General features: G+C 65.8%; 13 protein-coding genes and 1 pseudogene. 6 read left to right on the top strand and 8 right to left on the bottom strand.

Features of this window, described 5'->3' with window-relative positions; translation table 11 throughout:
• Window positions 1–42: 42 nt before the first annotated feature.
• Window positions 43–761 (bottom strand): annotated as a pseudogene (locus CCZ28_RS20400) (OmpA family protein).
• A gap of 199 nt (window positions 762–960) precedes the next feature.
• On the opposite strand from CCZ28_RS20400, the gene CCZ28_RS20395 reads away from it, so the two are divergent.
• From CCZ28_RS20395 to CCZ28_RS20385, 3 genes are read left to right on the top strand one after another with little or no spacing between them, the layout of a single operon-like run.
• Window positions 961–1,251 carry an ArsR/SmtB family transcription factor gene (locus CCZ28_RS20395; protein ID WP_140220614.1) on the top strand — a complete coding sequence of 97 codons (291 nt, stop codon included), beginning with the start codon at window positions 961–963 and terminating at the stop codon, window positions 1,249–1,251.
• Between the two features lie 17 nt (window positions 1,252–1,268).
• Window positions 1,269–2,432: an MFS transporter gene (locus CCZ28_RS20390; protein ID WP_140220613.1), complete on the top strand. Its 1,164-nt coding sequence runs from the start codon at window positions 1,269–1,271 to the stop codon at window positions 2,430–2,432.
• A 15-nt stretch (window positions 2,433–2,447) separates the two neighbouring features.
• Window positions 2,448–3,497, top strand: a complete 1,050-nt coding sequence (locus CCZ28_RS20385; protein WP_140220612.1) for an alkene reductase — start codon at window positions 2,448–2,450, stop codon at window positions 3,495–3,497.
• A gap of 107 nt (window positions 3,498–3,604) precedes the next feature.
• Here the strand turns inward: CCZ28_RS20385 and CCZ28_RS20380 are convergent, their stop codons facing one another.
• The 4 genes from CCZ28_RS20380 to secA all read right to left on the bottom strand — a co-directional run bounded on the left by CCZ28_RS20380 (window position 3,605) and on the right by secA (window position 9,451).
• A complete protein-coding gene (locus CCZ28_RS20380; protein ID WP_140220611.1) occupies window positions 3,605–4,552 on the bottom strand; it encodes a Nudix family hydrolase in 948 nt (315 codons plus the stop codon).
• Window positions 4,549–5,187, bottom strand: coding sequence for a glutathione S-transferase family protein (locus CCZ28_RS20375; RefSeq protein ID WP_140220610.1), 639 nt, complete (start codon window positions 5,185–5,187; stop codon window positions 4,549–4,551). The genes CCZ28_RS20380 and CCZ28_RS20375 overlap by 4 nt, the downstream gene beginning before the upstream one ends.
• Window positions 5,188–5,275: 88 nt before the next feature.
• Complete coding sequence (gene argJ / locus CCZ28_RS20370) at window positions 5,276–6,493, bottom strand: bifunctional glutamate N-acetyltransferase/amino-acid acetyltransferase ArgJ (RefSeq protein ID WP_140220609.1); 1,218 nt, start codon at window positions 6,491–6,493, stop codon at window positions 5,276–5,278.
• Window positions 6,494–6,709: 216 nt separating this feature from the next.
• Complete coding sequence (gene secA / locus CCZ28_RS20365) at window positions 6,710–9,451, bottom strand: preprotein translocase subunit SecA (protein WP_058778800.1); 2,742 nt, start codon at window positions 9,449–9,451, stop codon at window positions 6,710–6,712.
• A 234-nt stretch (window positions 9,452–9,685) separates the two neighbouring features.
• Between secA and CCZ28_RS20360 the strand changes: the two genes are divergently transcribed.
• Entirely contained in the window at window positions 9,686–10,144 is a 459-nt protein-coding gene (locus CCZ28_RS20360) for a DciA family protein (protein ID WP_140220608.1), read from the top strand.
• 3 nt (window positions 10,145–10,147) lie between these two features.
• Here the strand turns inward: CCZ28_RS20360 and yjiA are convergent, their stop codons facing one another.
• Genes yjiA through CCZ28_RS20345 form a run of 3 tightly spaced genes read right to left on the bottom strand, consistent with a single transcriptional unit; the run spans window position 10,148 to window position 13,468 of the window.
• The gene (gene yjiA, locus CCZ28_RS20355; protein WP_140220607.1) at window positions 10,148–11,137 is read right to left on the bottom strand and encodes a GTPase; all 990 of its coding nucleotides are present in this window, start codon (window positions 11,135–11,137) and stop codon (window positions 10,148–10,150) included.
• Window positions 11,138–11,195: 58 nt separating this feature from the next.
• Window positions 11,196–11,399: a YbdD/YjiX family protein gene (locus CCZ28_RS20350; RefSeq protein WP_058760219.1), complete on the bottom strand. Its 204-nt coding sequence runs from the start codon at window positions 11,397–11,399 to the stop codon at window positions 11,196–11,198.
• A gap of 11 nt (window positions 11,400–11,410) precedes the next feature.
• Window positions 11,411–13,468, bottom strand: coding sequence for a carbon starvation CstA family protein (locus tag CCZ28_RS20345; protein ID WP_140220606.1), 2,058 nt, complete (start codon window positions 13,466–13,468; stop codon window positions 11,411–11,413).
• 311 nt (window positions 13,469–13,779) lie between these two features.
• On the opposite strand from CCZ28_RS20345, the gene CCZ28_RS20340 reads away from it, so the two are divergent.
• On the top strand, window positions 13,780–15,153 hold the full coding sequence (locus CCZ28_RS20340) for a cache domain-containing protein (RefSeq protein WP_140220605.1): 1,374 nt from the start codon (window positions 13,780–13,782) through the stop codon (window positions 15,151–15,153).
• Window positions 15,150–15,788, top strand: coding sequence for a response regulator (locus CCZ28_RS20335; RefSeq protein ID WP_140220604.1), 639 nt, complete (start codon window positions 15,150–15,152; stop codon window positions 15,786–15,788). The genes CCZ28_RS20340 and CCZ28_RS20335 overlap by 4 nt, the downstream gene beginning before the upstream one ends.
• The last annotated feature ends 85 nt before the right edge of the window (window positions 15,789–15,873 follow it).

Raw genomic sequence — 15,873 nt, 5'->3', positions numbered from 1 at the left:
ACGAAGCAGCGGAAACTGCCGATGGCGAGCGACGAACGGTCGTTATTGGGCGGGGGTACCGGTCGCTCCAGGCAGGGCGCGCAGATTGACCTCGACGCGGCGATTCTGCGCCCGGCCATCCGCGGTGGCATTGCTGGCGATGGGATTTTCCGGGCCGGCCCCACGGGTGCTTAGGCGGGCCGCCGGAACGCCCTGGGCGATCAGGTAATTGGCCACGCTCTGCGCCCGGCGCTGCGACAGCTCCATGTTGTGGGCGAGGCTGCCGGTACTGTCGGTGTAGCCGACGATCTCGATGCTGTTCTGGTCGAATTGCTTGAACGAATTGGCCAGATCGTTGAGCGGCTTGTAGAAGCTGCTGGCGATATTCGCCGAGTCGGTGGCGAAGGTGATGTTGCCCGGCATGATCAGCTTGATGTCGTCACCCTGGCGCTGTACCTGCACGCCGGTGTTCTGCATCTGCTGGCGCAACTCGGCTTCCTGGCGGTCGGCGTAGTAGCCATATCCCGCTGCCGCCGCACCTACCGCGGCGGCGCCAATCAGCGCGCCCTTGCCACGATGGTTGTGGTCAATGGCGGCACCGGCGACGGCACCGGCCAAGGCTCCGAGGCCACCGTACTTGGCGGTGTTGGACATGCCACCACCGGCCTGTCCCTGGTTCTCGTAGGGATTGGGGGATGCGCATCCGGCCAGGGTAGCCACGGCCAGGCTGGCGAGAATGATACGGGTAGACAGCGCCATGTCTTTACTCCTTGAAGATCCATTGCGGCAGACAGGGCCGCAGCCTGTTGAGATTCTAGCCAGCGGATCTGAATCGCAACTGAACGAGACACCAGCCACCGGACACTTATCGCGATAGCAACCCTCTAACCCAACGATAGATAGATTCGAATATCGATAGCTTGCACATCGATTTTTTGCGATCTAAGGTTCGTAAAACTCCGATATGACGATACGACTCTGATGGACGAAATCCTCAAGGCCCTGGCCAATCCGCTGCGCTGTCAGATCCTGAGCTGGCTGCGCGATCCGGGGCAGCACTTCCCCCATCAGCATCACGACCCCAGCGTGGGCGTCTGCGCCGGCCAGATCGAGGCGCGGGCCGAGCTCTCGCAGTCCACCGTCTCCGCGCACCTGGCGGTGCTGACCCGGGCCGGGTTGGTCACCACGCGCCGGGTTGGTCAATGGGTGTTCTACCAACGCGACGAGGCGGCCATCCAGGCATTCCTGCAACGTCTCGCCCGTGAACTCTAGCCGTGCAAGGAAATTTCATGCCCGCTTCTCTCATCGTGCTGGCGCTGAGCGCTTTCGCCATCGGCACCACCGAATTCGTCATCATGGGCTTGCTGCCCAACGTCGCCGCGGACCTGGGTGTATCCATCCCCAGCGCCGGTTGGCTGGTCACCGGTTATGCCCTGGGCGTGGCCATCGGTGCGCCCTTCATGGCGCTGGCTACCGCCCATTGGCCACGTAAACGTGCCCTGCTCGCCTTGATGGGCATCTTCATCGTCGGCAACCTGCTCTGCGCAGTGGCCAGCGGCTACCACATGCTGATGCTGGCGCGGGTCGTTACCGCACTCTGCCATGGCGCCTTCTTCGGCATCGGCGCCGTGGTGGCGGCGAGCCTGGTGCCGGAGAATCGCCGCGCCTCGGCGGTGGCCCTGATGTTCACCGGCCTGACCCTGGCCAATGTGCTGGGCGTGCCCCTGGGTACCGCCCTGGGCCAGGCCGCTGGCTGGCGCTCGACCTTCTGGGCCGTGGCGGCCATCGGCGTGGTGGCCCTGTTCGGTCTATGGCGCGTGCTGCCCGCCGACCGCAACCAGACCCGCGCCGACCTGCGCCAGGAATTGCTCGCCCTGCGCGGCCTCGGCTTCTGGCTGGCGCTGTCGATGACGGTGTTCTTCGCCGCCTCCATGTTCGCCCTCTTCACCTATGTCGCGCCCCTGCTGCAGGAGGTGACCGGCGTCTCGCCGCGTGGCGTGACCGGCACCCTGCTGTTGATCGGCCTGGGGCTGACCCTGGGTAACTTCATCGGTGGTCGCCTGGCCGATTGGCGGCTGGCCACCAGCCTGGTGGGCATCTTCGTCGCCCTGGCGCTGACCTCCGCCGCCCTGCGCTGGACCGGCCACGCCTTCCTGCCGGCCGAGATCACCCTCTTCCTGTGGGCCGCGGCCGCCTTCGCCGCCGTGCCGGCCCTGCAGATCAACGTGGTCACCTTCGGCAAGGATGCGCCGAATCTGGTCTCGACCCTCAATATCGGCGCCTTCAACGTGGGCAACGCCCTCGGCGCCTGGGTCGGCGGCCTGGTGATCGACCACGGGCTGGGTCTCACCGCGGTACCCCTCGCCGCCAGCGGGCTCGCCCTGCTGGCCCTCATCGCCACCCTGCTGACCGCCAGCCAGGCCCGCAAGAGCGGCCTGGCGACCGCCAGTTAACCAAGAGAGCTAGCCATGACTCAGCTGTTCGACCCGATCAAGATCGGCGCCCTGGAACTGCCCAACCGCGTCATCATGGCGCCCCTCACCCGCTGTCGTGCCGAACCGGGCCGGGTCCCGGGCGACCTGATGGTCGAGTACTACGTGCAACGCGCTGCCGCCGGCCTGATCATCACCGAGGCCACCTCGGTCGACCCCATGGGCGTGGGTTATCCCGATACCCCCGGCATCTGGTCCGACGAGCAGGTGGCTGGCTGGCAGCGGGTAACCACCGCCGTGCACAAGGCCGGTGGCCGCATCGTGCTGCAACTCTGGCACGTGGGTCGTATCTCCGACCCCAGCTATCTCGATGGCGAGCTGCCGGTGGCGCCGAGCGCCATCCCTGCCCAGGGCCATGTCAGCCTGCTGCGCCCCAAGCGTGACTATGTCACCCCGCGGGCGCTGGAGACGGAAGAAATTTCGGGGATCGTCGCCGCCTACCGGCGTGGCGCCGAGAACGCCAAGCGCGCCGGCTTCGACGGCGTCGAGGTCCACGGGGCCAACGGCTATCTGCTCGACCAGTTCCTGCAGAGCGACACCAACCAGCGCAGCGATGCCTACGGCGGCTCCATCGAGCATCGCGCCCGGCTGCTGCTGGAAGTGACCGACGCCTGCATCGAGGTCTGGGGCGCCGATCGCGTCGGCGTGCACCTGTCCACCCGTGGCGACATGCACACCATGGGTGACAGCGATCCGGCCGCCACCTTCGGCCATGTCGCTCGCGAACTGGGCAAGCGCCAGGTGGCCTTCATCTGCATCCGCGAAGCGGCCGGCAGCGACAGCCTGGGCCCGCAGCTCAAGGCGGCCTTCGGCGGCGTGTACATCGCCAACGAGAAGTTCGACAAGGCCAAGGCCAATGCCTGGTTGGCGGAAGGCAAGGCCGATGCCGTGGCCTTCGGCGTGCCCTTCATCGCCAACCCGGACCTGCCGCAACGCCTGGAGCAGGACACCGAGCTGAACGAGCCGCGCCCGGATACCTTCTACAGCAAGGGCCCGGTGGGCTATATCGACTATCCGCGGCTGTAGGTTTTCATGTGGTTTTCGTAGGTTGGGTTGAGACGGCTCCATCGTCAAAGCCCAACGGAGCGCAGCCGAGCCAGGCACCGTTGGGCTTCGCTCGCGCTCAACCCAACCTACGCGGAGGTGGGCCAGAACGCGCGGATCGCCGCCACGCCCTGGGCGCCGGCCTGCCAGGCCCCGGTGAGATCCTCGTCGCCCAGGCCGCCCAGCAGGTAGGCCGGCAGGTTGCAGTCGGCCAGCAATTGCTGGGCCTTGACCCAGCCCAGGGTCGGAGCGCCCGGATGGCTGGCGGTGGGCATCACCGGCGACAGGGTGACGAAATCCACGCCCATCTGCTGGGCCAGGGCCAGTTCCTCAGCGTCGTGGCAGGAAGCGGCCAGCAGGCGTTGCTCCGGGAAGGGCCGGCCATTGGGCGCATATAGACGCAGTTGGGCGGCGGTCAGGTGCCAACCGGCGGCGGGGAAATCGCCCAGCCATTCCAGCGGCCCCTTGAGCATCAATTGGGCGCGACCGGTGCAGAGGCCCTGGACGTCACCCGCCAGGTCACGGTACTGCGGATCGAAGTTGTCCGGCGTGCGCAACTGGACCAGGCGGATGCCGCTGTCCAGCGCCCGATGCAGCCCATTGAGCAATTCCGCGGTGGTCAACTCACCAGGCGTGATGAGGTAGCGCTCCGGCAGCCGCGCCGCCTGGACGATGGGTCTATTGGCCGCCGGGAAGTCGTAGCCGGCGAGTTCGCGCGGGGCGACCCAGGCCAGCGGCTGGCCTTCGGCGCCATAGGCTTCGCCGGTAAAGGCGTCCACCTGCCAGACGTCCAGCAGCACCGCCTGGTCGGGATAGTCATGGCGCACCTGCAACAGCGGTCGGGCCGCCGTCACCTGGATGCCCAATTCTTCGACCAGCTCACGCGCCAGGGCAGCGGCCGGGGCCTCGCCGGCCTCGACCTTGCCACCGGGAAATTCCCACAACCCGCCCTGGTGCTTGTGCGCCGGACGCTGGGCAATGAGGATCTGTCCCTGGGGATTGCGGATCACCGCGGCAACGACATGCAGACGACTCATGCGTCCTGTTCCTCCGTTTCGGCCTCCGCCAGCCAGCGCTGGAAAGCCGGCCAGGCGTAGATGGTCTCGACATAGGCGGCCGCCTCGGCCGACAACTCGACGCCATAGCTGCGGAAGCGGCTCGCCACCGGAGCATAGAAGGCATCGGCGATGGTCGGGGTGCCGAACAGATAGGGGCCCTGCTCACCATAACGCTCGCGGCACTCGCGCCACAGCCGTTGGATGCGCTGGATGTCTTCCACCGCCTCGGCCGTGGTCGACTTCAGGCGCTGGCGGCGCCGCAGATCCATGGGCAGCTCGCGGCGCAGGGCGAGAAAGCCACTGTGCATCTCGGCGCACAGCGCCCGGGCATGGGCGCGGGCCAGGGTCTCGGCGGGCCAGAGGCCGGCGTCGGGATAGGCTTCGGCCAGGTATTCGACGATGGCCAGCGAATCCCAGATGGTCCCCTCGGCCAGCTTGAGCACCGGCACCTTGCCGGTAGGCGACTGGGCCTTGAGCAGGGATCGGCTGTTGGGGGTGTAGAGCGGGATCGACACCTCTTCATAGGGGGCGCCGCTGAGTTCCATGGCCAGCCAGGCACGCAGCGACCAGGAGGAGAAGTTCTTGTTGCCGATCACGAGTTGCAGCTGGGACATGCGGGATTCCTCGAAACGATGCAGCCATCAAGGCCACAGCAGGCGTGCGGGGCTGCCGCACGCCATAGCGCCGGTCAGGTACGGCCGGTCAGGTACGGTACTCGGCGTTGATCTTCACATAGTCGTGGGACAGGTCGGTGGTCCAGATGGTCTCTTGGTGGCTACCGCGACCCAGCTCGATGCGAATCTCGATCTCCGCCTGGGCCATGACCCGTGCGCCCTGCTCTTCGGTGTAGGACTCGGCGCGACCACCCCGATGGCAGATCTGCACGCCACCCAGGAAGACGTCGATCAGGCTGACGTCCAGGTTGGGCACCCCGGCGCGGCCGACGGCGGCGAGGATACGGCCCCAGTTGGGATCGGAGGCGAACAGCGCGGTCTTGATCAGCGGCGAATGGGCGACGGCGTAGCCGACGTCCAGGCACTCCTGGGCATTGGCGCCGCCGTTGACCTGCACGGTGACGAACTTGGTGGCACCCTCGCCGTCGCGCACGATGGCCTGGGCCAGTTCGGCGAACACCGCGAAGACCGCCTCGCGCAGTTGCTCGAAGGCTTCGCCACTGGGCTGGGCGATTTCCGCCATGGCCGCGCGGCCGGTGGCCACCAGCATGCAGCAGTCGTTGGTGGAGGTGTCGCCATCGATGGTGATGCGGTTGAAGGAGCGGTTGGCGGCATCGGCCAGCAGGTCCTGCAGCAGGCCCCGGGAGACCTTGGCGTCGGTGGCGACGTAGCCCAACATGGTGGCCATGTTCGGCTTGATCATGCCGGCGCCCTTGCTGATGCCGGTCACGGTGACGGTCACGCCGTCCACCTGGAACTGGCGGCTGGCGCCCTTGGGCAGGGTGTCGGTGGTCATGATGCCGGTGGCGGCGGCGGCCCAGTTATCCTCGGCCAGATCGGCCAGGGCGACCGGCAAGGCGGCCTCGATCTTCTCCACCGGCAGCGGTTCGCCGATCACGCCGGTGGAGAACGGCAGCACCGCCTCCTCACCGACGCTGGCCAGGGTGGCCAGGGTCTTGGTGGTGCGCTCGGCGGCGGCCAGGCCTGACTGGCCGGTCCCGGCATTGGCGTTGCCGGTGTTGGTCAGCAGGTAGCGCACCGGACCGGCGAAACGCTGGCGGGCGATGATCACCGGTGCGGCGCAGAAGGCGTTGAGGGTGAAGACACCGGCTACGCTGGAGCCTTCGGCACAGCGCATCACCACCACGTCCTTGCGCCCGGGGCGCTTGATGCCGGCAGAGGCGATACCGAGTTCGAAACCGGGAACCGGGTGCAGCGTGGAGAGCGGACCGAGACCGACAGCCATGGGAAAACTCCAGTGAAAGAAAAGGAAACGCCGCGAGCGGAAAGACCGGTCGCGGCGTGGAAACCGAGATTCCCGCGTCCCTGAGGCAACGCGAAGAACCTGAAGCAGACAGCCTAGCGGGCGGAGTTTACAGCCTGGCGTCGACGCTGCCGACGGGCTGCCACCCGCTGCGGACTACCGCCGGCGCCCAAGGCGACGGCTGGCAGTCCTGAACCCTCAGTCGAGCTTACCGTGACACTGCTTGTACTTCTTGCCGGAACCACAGGGGCACGGCTCGTTGCGACCGATCTTCTGGTCGTTGCGCTGGGGCTGCAGGGGCACCACGGTGTCCTCGCCCGGCTCTTCGCCGATCACCTCGGGGTCGACCAGCGAAGGCGCCTCGGCGTGCTGGAACTGCATGCGCTGCGCCAGGGCCTCGGCTTCGCGACGCATGCGCTCTTCTTCCTCGGCCGGGTCTTCGCGACGCACCTGGACATGGGAGAGCACGCGGATGGTGTCGCGCTTGATGCTGTCCAGCAGCTCCTGGAACAGGGTGAAGGACTCGCGCTTGTACTCCTGCTTGGGGTTCTTCTGGGCGTAGCCGCGCAGATGGATACCGTGGCGCAGGTGATCCATGGTGGTGAGGTGGTCCTTCCAGAGGTCGTCGACCACGCGCAGCAGCATCTGCTTCTCGAAGTTGCGCAGCGCCTCGCGACCGGCCAGATCTTCCTTCTCCATGTAGGCGGCTTCGAGCTGCTGGAGGATCTTCACCCGCAGGGTGTCCTCATAGAGCTTGTCGTCCTCGTCCAGCCACTGGCCAATGGGTAGTTGCAGGCCGAAGACGCTGTAGATCTCGGCTTCCAGGCCGGGGATGTCCCACTGCTCGGGCAGCGATTGCGGCGGAATGTGCTCGTTGATCACCTGGGTCAGGGTTTCCTCGCGGAAGCCCTGGATGGTGTCGCCGACGTCTTCATTGGCCAACAGGGTGTCGCGCATGTGATAGATCACCTTGCGCTGCTCGTTGGCCACGTCGTCGTATTCCAGCAGTTGCTTGCGGATGTCGAAGTTGCGGCCTTCGACCTTGCGCTGCGCCTTCTCGATGGCGTTGGTGACCATGCGGTGCTCGATGGCCTCGCCACCCTGCATGCCCAGGGCCTTCATGAAGTTCTTCACCCGGTCGGAGGCGAAGATGCGCATCAGGTTGTCTTCCAGCGACAGGTAGAAGCGGCTGGAACCCGGGTCGCCCTGGCGACCGGCACGGCCGCGCAGCTGGTTGTCGATGCGGCGGGATTCATGGCGCTCGGAGGCGATCACATGCAGGCCGCCGGCGTCGATGACCTGCTTGTGGCGTTCCTGCCAGGCAGCCTTGATCGCGGCGATCTGCTCCTCGGTGGGATTCTCCAGGGCGGCGACTTCGACTTCCCAGTTGCCGCCGAGCAGGATGTCGGTCCCGCGACCGGCCATGTTGGTGGCGATGGTCACGGCGCCCGGACGACCGGCCTGGGCGATGATCTCGGCTTCGCGCTCGTGGTACTTGGCGTTGAGCACCTTGTGCTCGATGCCGGCCTGGGTCAGCAGCTGGTCGACGTACTCGGAGCTCTCGATGGAGGCGGTACCCACCAGCACCGGACGGCCCTGGGCCTGGCACTGCTTCACGTCCTCGATGATGGCCTGGTACTTCTCGGCCTGGGTCAGGTAGACCAGGTCGTTGAAGTCCTTCCGGGCGATGGCCCGGTGGGTCGGGATCACCAGCACGTCGAGGTTGTAGATCTGGCGGAATTCGAAGGCCTCGGTGTCGGCGGTACCGGTCATGCCACCGAGCTTGTTGTAGAGGCGGAAGTAGTTCTGGAAGGTGGTGGAGGCCAGGGTCTGGCTCTCGGGTTGGATCGGCAGTCCTTCCTTGGCTTCGATGGCCTGGTGCAGGCCCTCGGAAAGACGCCGGCCCGGCATGGTCCGGCCGGTGTGCTCGTCGATCAGCAGCACCTGGTCCTGTTGGACGATGTACTCGACGTTGCGATGGAACAGGGTGTGGGCGCGCAGACCGGCGAACACGTGGGTCAGCAGGCCCAGGTTGTGCGCGGAGTAGAGGCTCTCGCCCTCGGCCAGCAGGCCGGTATCGGTGAGCATTTCCTCGATGTACTGATGACCCAGCTCGGTGATTTCCACCTGGCGGGTCTTTTCATCGATGGTGTAGTGGCCGACCTGGGTGGGATTGCCTTCCTCTTCCTCGATGTGCTGCTTGAGGCGCGGGATCAGCTGATTGATCTTCTGGTACAGCTCGGAGCTGTCTTCGGCCTGGCCGGAGATGATCAGCGGAGTCCGGGCTTCGTCGATGAGGATGGAGTCCACTTCGTCGACCACCGCGAAGTTCAGCTCGCGCTGGTACTTCTCGGCCAGGCTGAAGGCCATGTTGTCGCGCAGGTAGTCGAAGCCGAACTCGTTGTTGGTGCCGTAGGTGATGTCCGAAGCGTAGGCGGCACGTTTCTCTTCCGGCGGCTGGAACGGCAGGATGATGCCGACCGACAGGCCGAGGAATTCGTACAGCGGCCGCATCCAGTTGGCGTCGCGGCGGGCCAGGTAGTCGTTCACCGTGACCACGTGCACGCCTTTGCCGGACAGGGCATTGAGGTAGACCGGCAGGGTACCCACCAGGGTCTTGCCCTCACCGGTACGCATCTCGGCGATCTTGCCCTCGTGCAGCGCGGCGCCACCGATGAGCTGGACATCGAAGTGACGCATGCCCATGACCCGCTTGCCGGCCTCGCGGACCACGGCGAAGGCCTCGGGCATCAGGGCGTCGAGGGACTCGCCCTTGGCCACGCGTTGCTTGAATTCCTCGGTCTTGGCGCGCAGTTGCTCGTCGCTCAAGGAGGCAATCTGGGACTCCAACGCATTGGTGGCCACGACGACCTTGCCTAGGCGTTTGACATCTCGTTCGTTCTTGCTTCCAAAGAATTTCTTCAACAAAGGCGCAAACATATCGACTGGAATTCTTCCGCTGGAATGAGGGGCGCGAAACGGGCGGCAAGGCCTCTGCAGAGCCTGGCCAGACGCCTTTGCGCGGGTGATGAAACCCGCGGTGTCCCGCAATGGTAATCGGGCATTCTACTCGGAAATGCCGATGAGGAAAGAACGATGGGACAGCAGCCGCCAGGATGCCAGAGCGATCTGTTACCATCGACGACTTCCCTCCGCCCATCGCGAGTCCTGCGCATGGCCTTTCGTCCGCTTCCCGCTGTCGCTCCCGCCGCCCTACTCCGCCAGGCCAAACCGCTCAAGGCGCTGTTTCGCGAGGCCGAGCGTCTGGGGCGCCTGCAGCAATTGCTGGAAGAGCAGTTGCAGCCTGCCGCCCGCCCCCATTGCCGGGTCGCCAGCTGGCGCGACGGCACCCTGCTGTTGGTGGTCAACGATGCCCACTGGGCGACGCGGTTGCGCTATCAGCAGCGCCGTCTGCTGCGCCTGTTGCAACAGGCGCCCGAATTCGCCGGCCTCATGCGTGTGCAATTCAAGATGCAGCCGAGCCCGGGCGTCGCCACTCGGACGCGCCCCGTGCGCCAGGTGAGCCAGGTGGGCGCCGACAGTCTGCGCGAGGTGGCCGCGGGTATCCGCGATCCCAAGCTCAAGGCCGCCCTGGAGCGACTGGCCAGTCGCACCGGCCAGCCGGAGCCCTGACGTCTACTTGGCCACCGCCCGGTCGAAGGCCGCGCGGATGCGTTCTTCCGGCAGGTCCATGCCGATCAGCACCACGCGGCTTTCGCGCTGTTCGTCCGGCAGCCAGTCACGCTCCCAGTCGGCTGCGTAGATCTGTTGCACGCCCTGGAACAACAGCCGGCGCTCCTCGCCGGCGATATTGAGCAGCCCCTTGTAGCGCAGCAGGTCGCAGCCGAGGGTATCGAGCAGCATCTCCATGACCTTGCCGACCTTGTCCTGGTCATAGGGGCGCGACTCGCGGATGGCGATGGACTGGATGCGTTCGGTGAGGCTGATGGCTTCCGACACGGGCCGCAGCGGGCGAAACAGGGTCGGTGGCGCCAAGTCTTCGTCGTGCAGGTTGAAGCCACGAATATCCAGCAACTCGGCCAGCTCGATGCGGCCATGGTCGACATGGCGGATGGGCGCGCGGCGGTTGATGCGTTGCAGGCGATTCTCCAGCGCCTCGACGGCGGCCGGCTCGGCCAGGTCGAGCTTGGTCAGCAGCAGGCGATCGGCGAACCCGATCTGCGCCTGCAACAGCGGATCGCTCAGTTGCTCGCTGGCGTGGACGGCGTCCACCAGGGTGAGCACCCCGTCGAGCAGATAGCGTTCGCGCAGGAGGTCGTCGGTAAAGAAGGTCTGGGCCACCGGACCGGGATCGGCCAGGCCGGTGCACTCCACCACCAGGCGCTCGAAATCCAGCTCACCATTGTCCAGGCGTTCCAGCAGCACGGTCAGGGCATAGGCCAGGTCCTTGCTGCCGGTACAGCAGACGCAGCCGTTGGCTACCTTCATCAGCTGCACGGCGCCAGCGTCTTCGAGCAGTTCGCCGTCGACGTCCAGGGCGCTGAATTCGTTTTCGATCACGGCGATCTTGAGGCCGTGCTCGGCCTGCAGGATGTGCTTGAGCAGGGTGGTCTTGCCGGCGCCGAGAAAGCCGGTCAGGACCGTGACGGGAATGGGTTCGTTCATGGAAAACTCCAGACAGAAAGAGGCCGGGCATGGAGCCCGGCCTTGAAGCGATCCTGGGTCAGCAGCAGCGGATGGCGCCCGATTTGCCGCCACCGTAACGCGCTTCCTGGCGCTCACGGAAGAAGGCCTCGTAGCTCATCACCGGTTGATCCGGATGCTTGCTGCGCATGTGCTCGACGTAGGTGTCGTAATCGGGCATGCCCACCAGCATCTTGGCGGCCTGCCCGAGATATTTGCCCATGCGTCCCAGGTCATTGAACATGAGGATTCTCCTTAGACACCCGCCACCGGCTGGAAGGGGGTCTCGCGGTCGCTACGCTCGGGCTTGGCCAGGGCGGCGCGACCGACCTTGATGGAAAAGAACAGGATACTCATCACCACCACCAGGAACAGCACCGACAGGGTGGCATTGGTGTAGGCGTTGAAGACGATGTGCTGCATCTGGTCCATGTTCTTGGCCGGCGCGATCACCTGGCCCTGGGCCAGGGCGGTGCTGTACTTCTTGGCCAGGGCGAGGAAACCGACCGCCGGGTTGGCATCGAACAGCTTGATCAGGCTGGCGGTGGTGGTGCAGATCAGCAGCCAGACGGCCGGTACTAGGGTGACCCAGACATAGCGCTGGCGCTTCATCTTGATCAACACCACCGAGCCGAGCATCAGGGCGATACCGGCGAGCATCTGGTTGGAGATGCCGAACAGCGGCCAGAGGGTGTTGATGCCACCCAGCGGATCGACCACGCCCTGGTACAGCAACCAGCCCCAGAGGGCGACGCAACCCGCGGTGCCGATGACGTTGGCGGTCCAGGAGTCGGTGCGCTTCAGCGCCGGCACGAAGCTGCCCAGCAGGTCCTGCAGCATGAAGCGCCCGGCACGGGTACCGGCGTCCACCGCGGTGAGAATGAACAGCGCCTCGAACAGGATGGCGAAGTGGTACCAGAAGGCCATGGTGTTCTCGCCCGGCAGCACGTTGTGCATGATCTGGGCGATGCCCACCGCTAGGGTCGGAGCGCCACCGGCACGGGCCAGGATGGTGTGCTCGCCGATCTCGGTGGCGGTGGCCTGCAGCATCTCGGGCGTCACCACGAAGCCCCAGGTGCTGATCTTGGCGGCCACCGATACCACGTCGGCACCGACCACGGCAGCCGGGCTGTTCATGGCGAAGTAGACACCCGGCTCGATCACCGAGGCGGCGACCATGGCCATGATGGCGACGAAGGATTCCATCAGCATGGCGCCATAGCCGATGTAGCGGGCATGGGTCTCCTTGGCGATCAGTTTGGGCGTGGTGCCCGAGCTGATCAGCGCATGGAAGCCGGACACCGCGCCACAGGCGATGGTGATGAACAGGAAGGGGAACAGGGTGCCCTTCCACACCGGACCGGTGCCGTCGACGAACTGGGTCAGGGCCGGCATCTTGAGCATCGGCATGGTCACCAGGATGCCGATGGCCAGGGCGATGATGGTGCCGATCTTGAGGAAGGTGGACAGGTAGTCACGCGGGGCCAGCACCAGCCAGACCGGCAGCACGGCGGCGACGAAGCCGTAGCCGATCAGCATCCAGGTGATCTGCACGCCGGTGAAGGTGAAGGCCGGGCCCCACACCGGATCGGCGGCGACCACGCCACCGGCCCAGATGGAAGCCAGCAGCAGCACCACGCCGATCAGCGAGATCTCGCCGATGCGGCCGGGGCGGATGTATCTCATGTAGACACCCATGAACATGGCGATCGGCAGGGTGGCGATCACCGTGAACATGCCCCAGGGGCTCTCGGCCAGGGCCTTGACCACGATCAGCGCCAGCACGGCGAGGATGATGATCATGATCAGGAAGCAGCCGAACAGCGCGATGGTGCCGGGGATGCGACCCATCTCCTCGCGCACCATGTCGCCCAGGGAGCGACCATTGCGGCGAGTGGAGAGGAACAGGATCATGAAGTCCTGCACCGCGCCGGCGAAGACCACCCCGGCGATCAGCCAGAGGGTGCCGGGCAGATAGCCCATCTGGGCGGCGAGCACCGGGCCCACCAGCGGACCGGCACCGGCGATGGCGGCGAAGTGGTGGCCGAAGAGGATGTGCTTGTTGGTGGGCACGTAGTCCAGGCCGTCGTTGTTGAGCACGGCGGGCGTGGCACGCTTGGCATCGAGCCCCATCACCTTGGTGGCGATGAACAGGCTGTAGTAGCGATAGGCGACGAGGTAGATCGCCACGGCGGCGACCACGATCCAGAGGGCGTTGATCGCTTCGCCTCGACTCAGCGCCACGGTACCCAGCGCGAAGGCGCCCAGTACGGCGACGGCGAACCAGGCTAGATGGCTGGCCATTCGGGTCATTCTTATTCTCCTGCCGCGCGCGCAAGAGCGGCCACGGCGATACTTGTTATTGTAAGAGCCTGTTCAAAGGCTCGCGAGCTAGAGCCAAACAAGGCGAAAATGGCTGAGGAAGCGGAGTTTACGCAGGGTAAATGAGCATTCCGAAGCCGTTTTCAACGCAGGTTGGCCGACGCGCAGCAGCCTTTGAACAGGCTCTGAGAGCCCACAGCGGAGCAATATTACTATCGGCGGCTCGACGCGACAGCGAAATTCGCAGAACTACCCAAGGCCCACTACGTAGTTCTACGTAGACGCCACTCAGGCGAGTCCCGATGCAGCTCAAATACAAGATGGTCGCCCTTGGACTGCTGCCCCTGCTACTGGCGGTGGCGGCGGTCTGCCTGGTGGTGCTGGAGCAGAGCCAGCGCCTCGGCGAACAGCAGGCGCACCTGCTCGAACACAGCATTCTCAGCAGCAAGAAGGCCGAACTGCGCAACTACGTGGAGATGGGCGTCAGCGCCATCCAGCCGCTCTATGGCAGCGGGCGCAACGATGAGGAGACCAAGGCCAAGGTACTGGCACTGCTGGCCAGCCTGAATTTCGGCAGCGATGGCTATTTCTTCGTCTACGACCAGCACGGGCGCAACCTCATGCACCCGCGTCAGCCGGAATTGGTCGGCCAGGATCTCTGGCGGCTCACCGACGGCAATGGCCTGCTGGTAATCCAGGCGCTGCTGCGCAGTGCCAGCCAGGGTGATGGCTTCCAGCGCTATGGCTGGCAAAAGCCCTCCAGCGGCCAGATGGCGGAAAAGCTGGCCTATGTGACCCAGCTGCAGCGTTGGGGCTGGATACTCGGTACCGGTCTCTATCTGGACGACGTGGACGCCGCCCTGGCCCAGGTACGCTACGACGTGGCGGCAGGGATTCGTACCACCCTGCTGGCCAGCGCCGGGGTGGCCCTGGTGGCGGTGCTGCTGGTGTTCGCCGGTGGACTGACGCTCAACGTCAGCGAGCATCGCCTGGCCGACCGCAAGCTCAAGCAGTTGACCCAGAGACTCATCACCTCCCAGGAGGAGGAACGCTCGCGCCTGTCGCGGGAGCTGCACGACGGCATCAGCCAGTTGCTGGTCTCCATCAAGTTCCAGTTCGAATTGGCCAGCCGCGAACTGGGCGCGGGCAAGGCCAGCGCCGGCGAGACACTGCGCGAGGGGACCCAGCGACTGGCGGCGGCCATCGGTGAAATCCGGCGTATCTCCCACGATCTGCATCCCTCGCTGCTGGATACCCTCGGCCTGCCCGCGGCCCTTGGTCAGTTGGTCGAGGAATTCCGTCAACGCAGCGGGCTGACGGTGGACTACCGGCAGCGCCTGGAGGGCAGCCCGCCCGGTGGCGACCTGGACGTCGCCCTGTTCCGCATCGTGCAAGAAGCCCTGACCAATATCGAACGCCATGCCGCGGCCCGGCACGTCATCATCGATCTGCAACGCCGTGGCCGCTGGATCTGCCTGACCGTGCACGATGACGGCCGCGGCTTCGACACCAGCCAGGTGGACCACCTCAGTGGCGGCATCGGCCTGCGCAACATCCGCGAGCGGGTGGAATTGTTCGGCGGGCGGTGCGCCATCCAGTCGGGGCCCGGCGGCACGACCCTGGACGTGGTTCTGCTACGCTCCGACCTCCCCGCCGACGAAGAGAGTCCGACATGACGCCGATCCGCATCGTCCTGGTCGATGACCATGCGCTGGTCCGCGCCGGGGTCCGGGCCTTGCTCGGCACCATCGAGCGCTTCGCCGTGGTGGGCGAAGCCAGCAGTGGCGAGGAGGCCCTCGACCTGCTGGAGCGCCTGGATCCGGACATCCTGCTGGTGGACATCGGCCTCAAGGACATGAACGGCCTGGAGCTGACCGCCCAGATCGCCGAGCGGGCGCCCCGCGCCCGGGTGCTGATCCTGAGCATGTACGACAATCGCGAGTACGTGAGCACCTCGCTGCGCGTCGGGGCGGCCGGCTATGTGCTCAAGGATGCTCCCTCCGAAGAGATCATCGCCGCGGTCGAGGCGCTGGCTGTGGGCGGGCGCTTCTACAGCGACTCCATCGCCGCCCGCCTGGGCGAAGGGGGGGCCAGCGAACACGAACTCACGCCACGCGAGCGCCAGGTGCTGGTATTGATGGCCCAGGGCTGCAACAACAAGGCCATGGCCCAGCGCCTGCAGCTCAGCGTGCGCACGGTGGAAACCCATCGCCTGAGCATCCGGCGCAAGCTGGATATCCAGAAGCCGGCCGATCTGGTTCGCCATGCCCGCCAATACGGCTGGCGCGCGGAGGACTCGGGCAACGTCTGACTATAGAGCCACTACTCGCATCCAGACGACCGACGAGCCGTCTCGCTCTGGCTCCACCGGGCGCGGCCCGCTACCCTCGTACCCG

Source organism: Pseudomonas oryzihabitans, assembly GCF_006384975.1.
GTDB lineage: Bacteria > Pseudomonadota > Gammaproteobacteria > Pseudomonadales > Pseudomonadaceae > Chryseomonas > Chryseomonas psychrotolerans_B.
The sequence above is the reverse complement of the archived record's forward strand: the minus strand, read 5'-3'. Positions and strand labels throughout refer to the sequence as shown.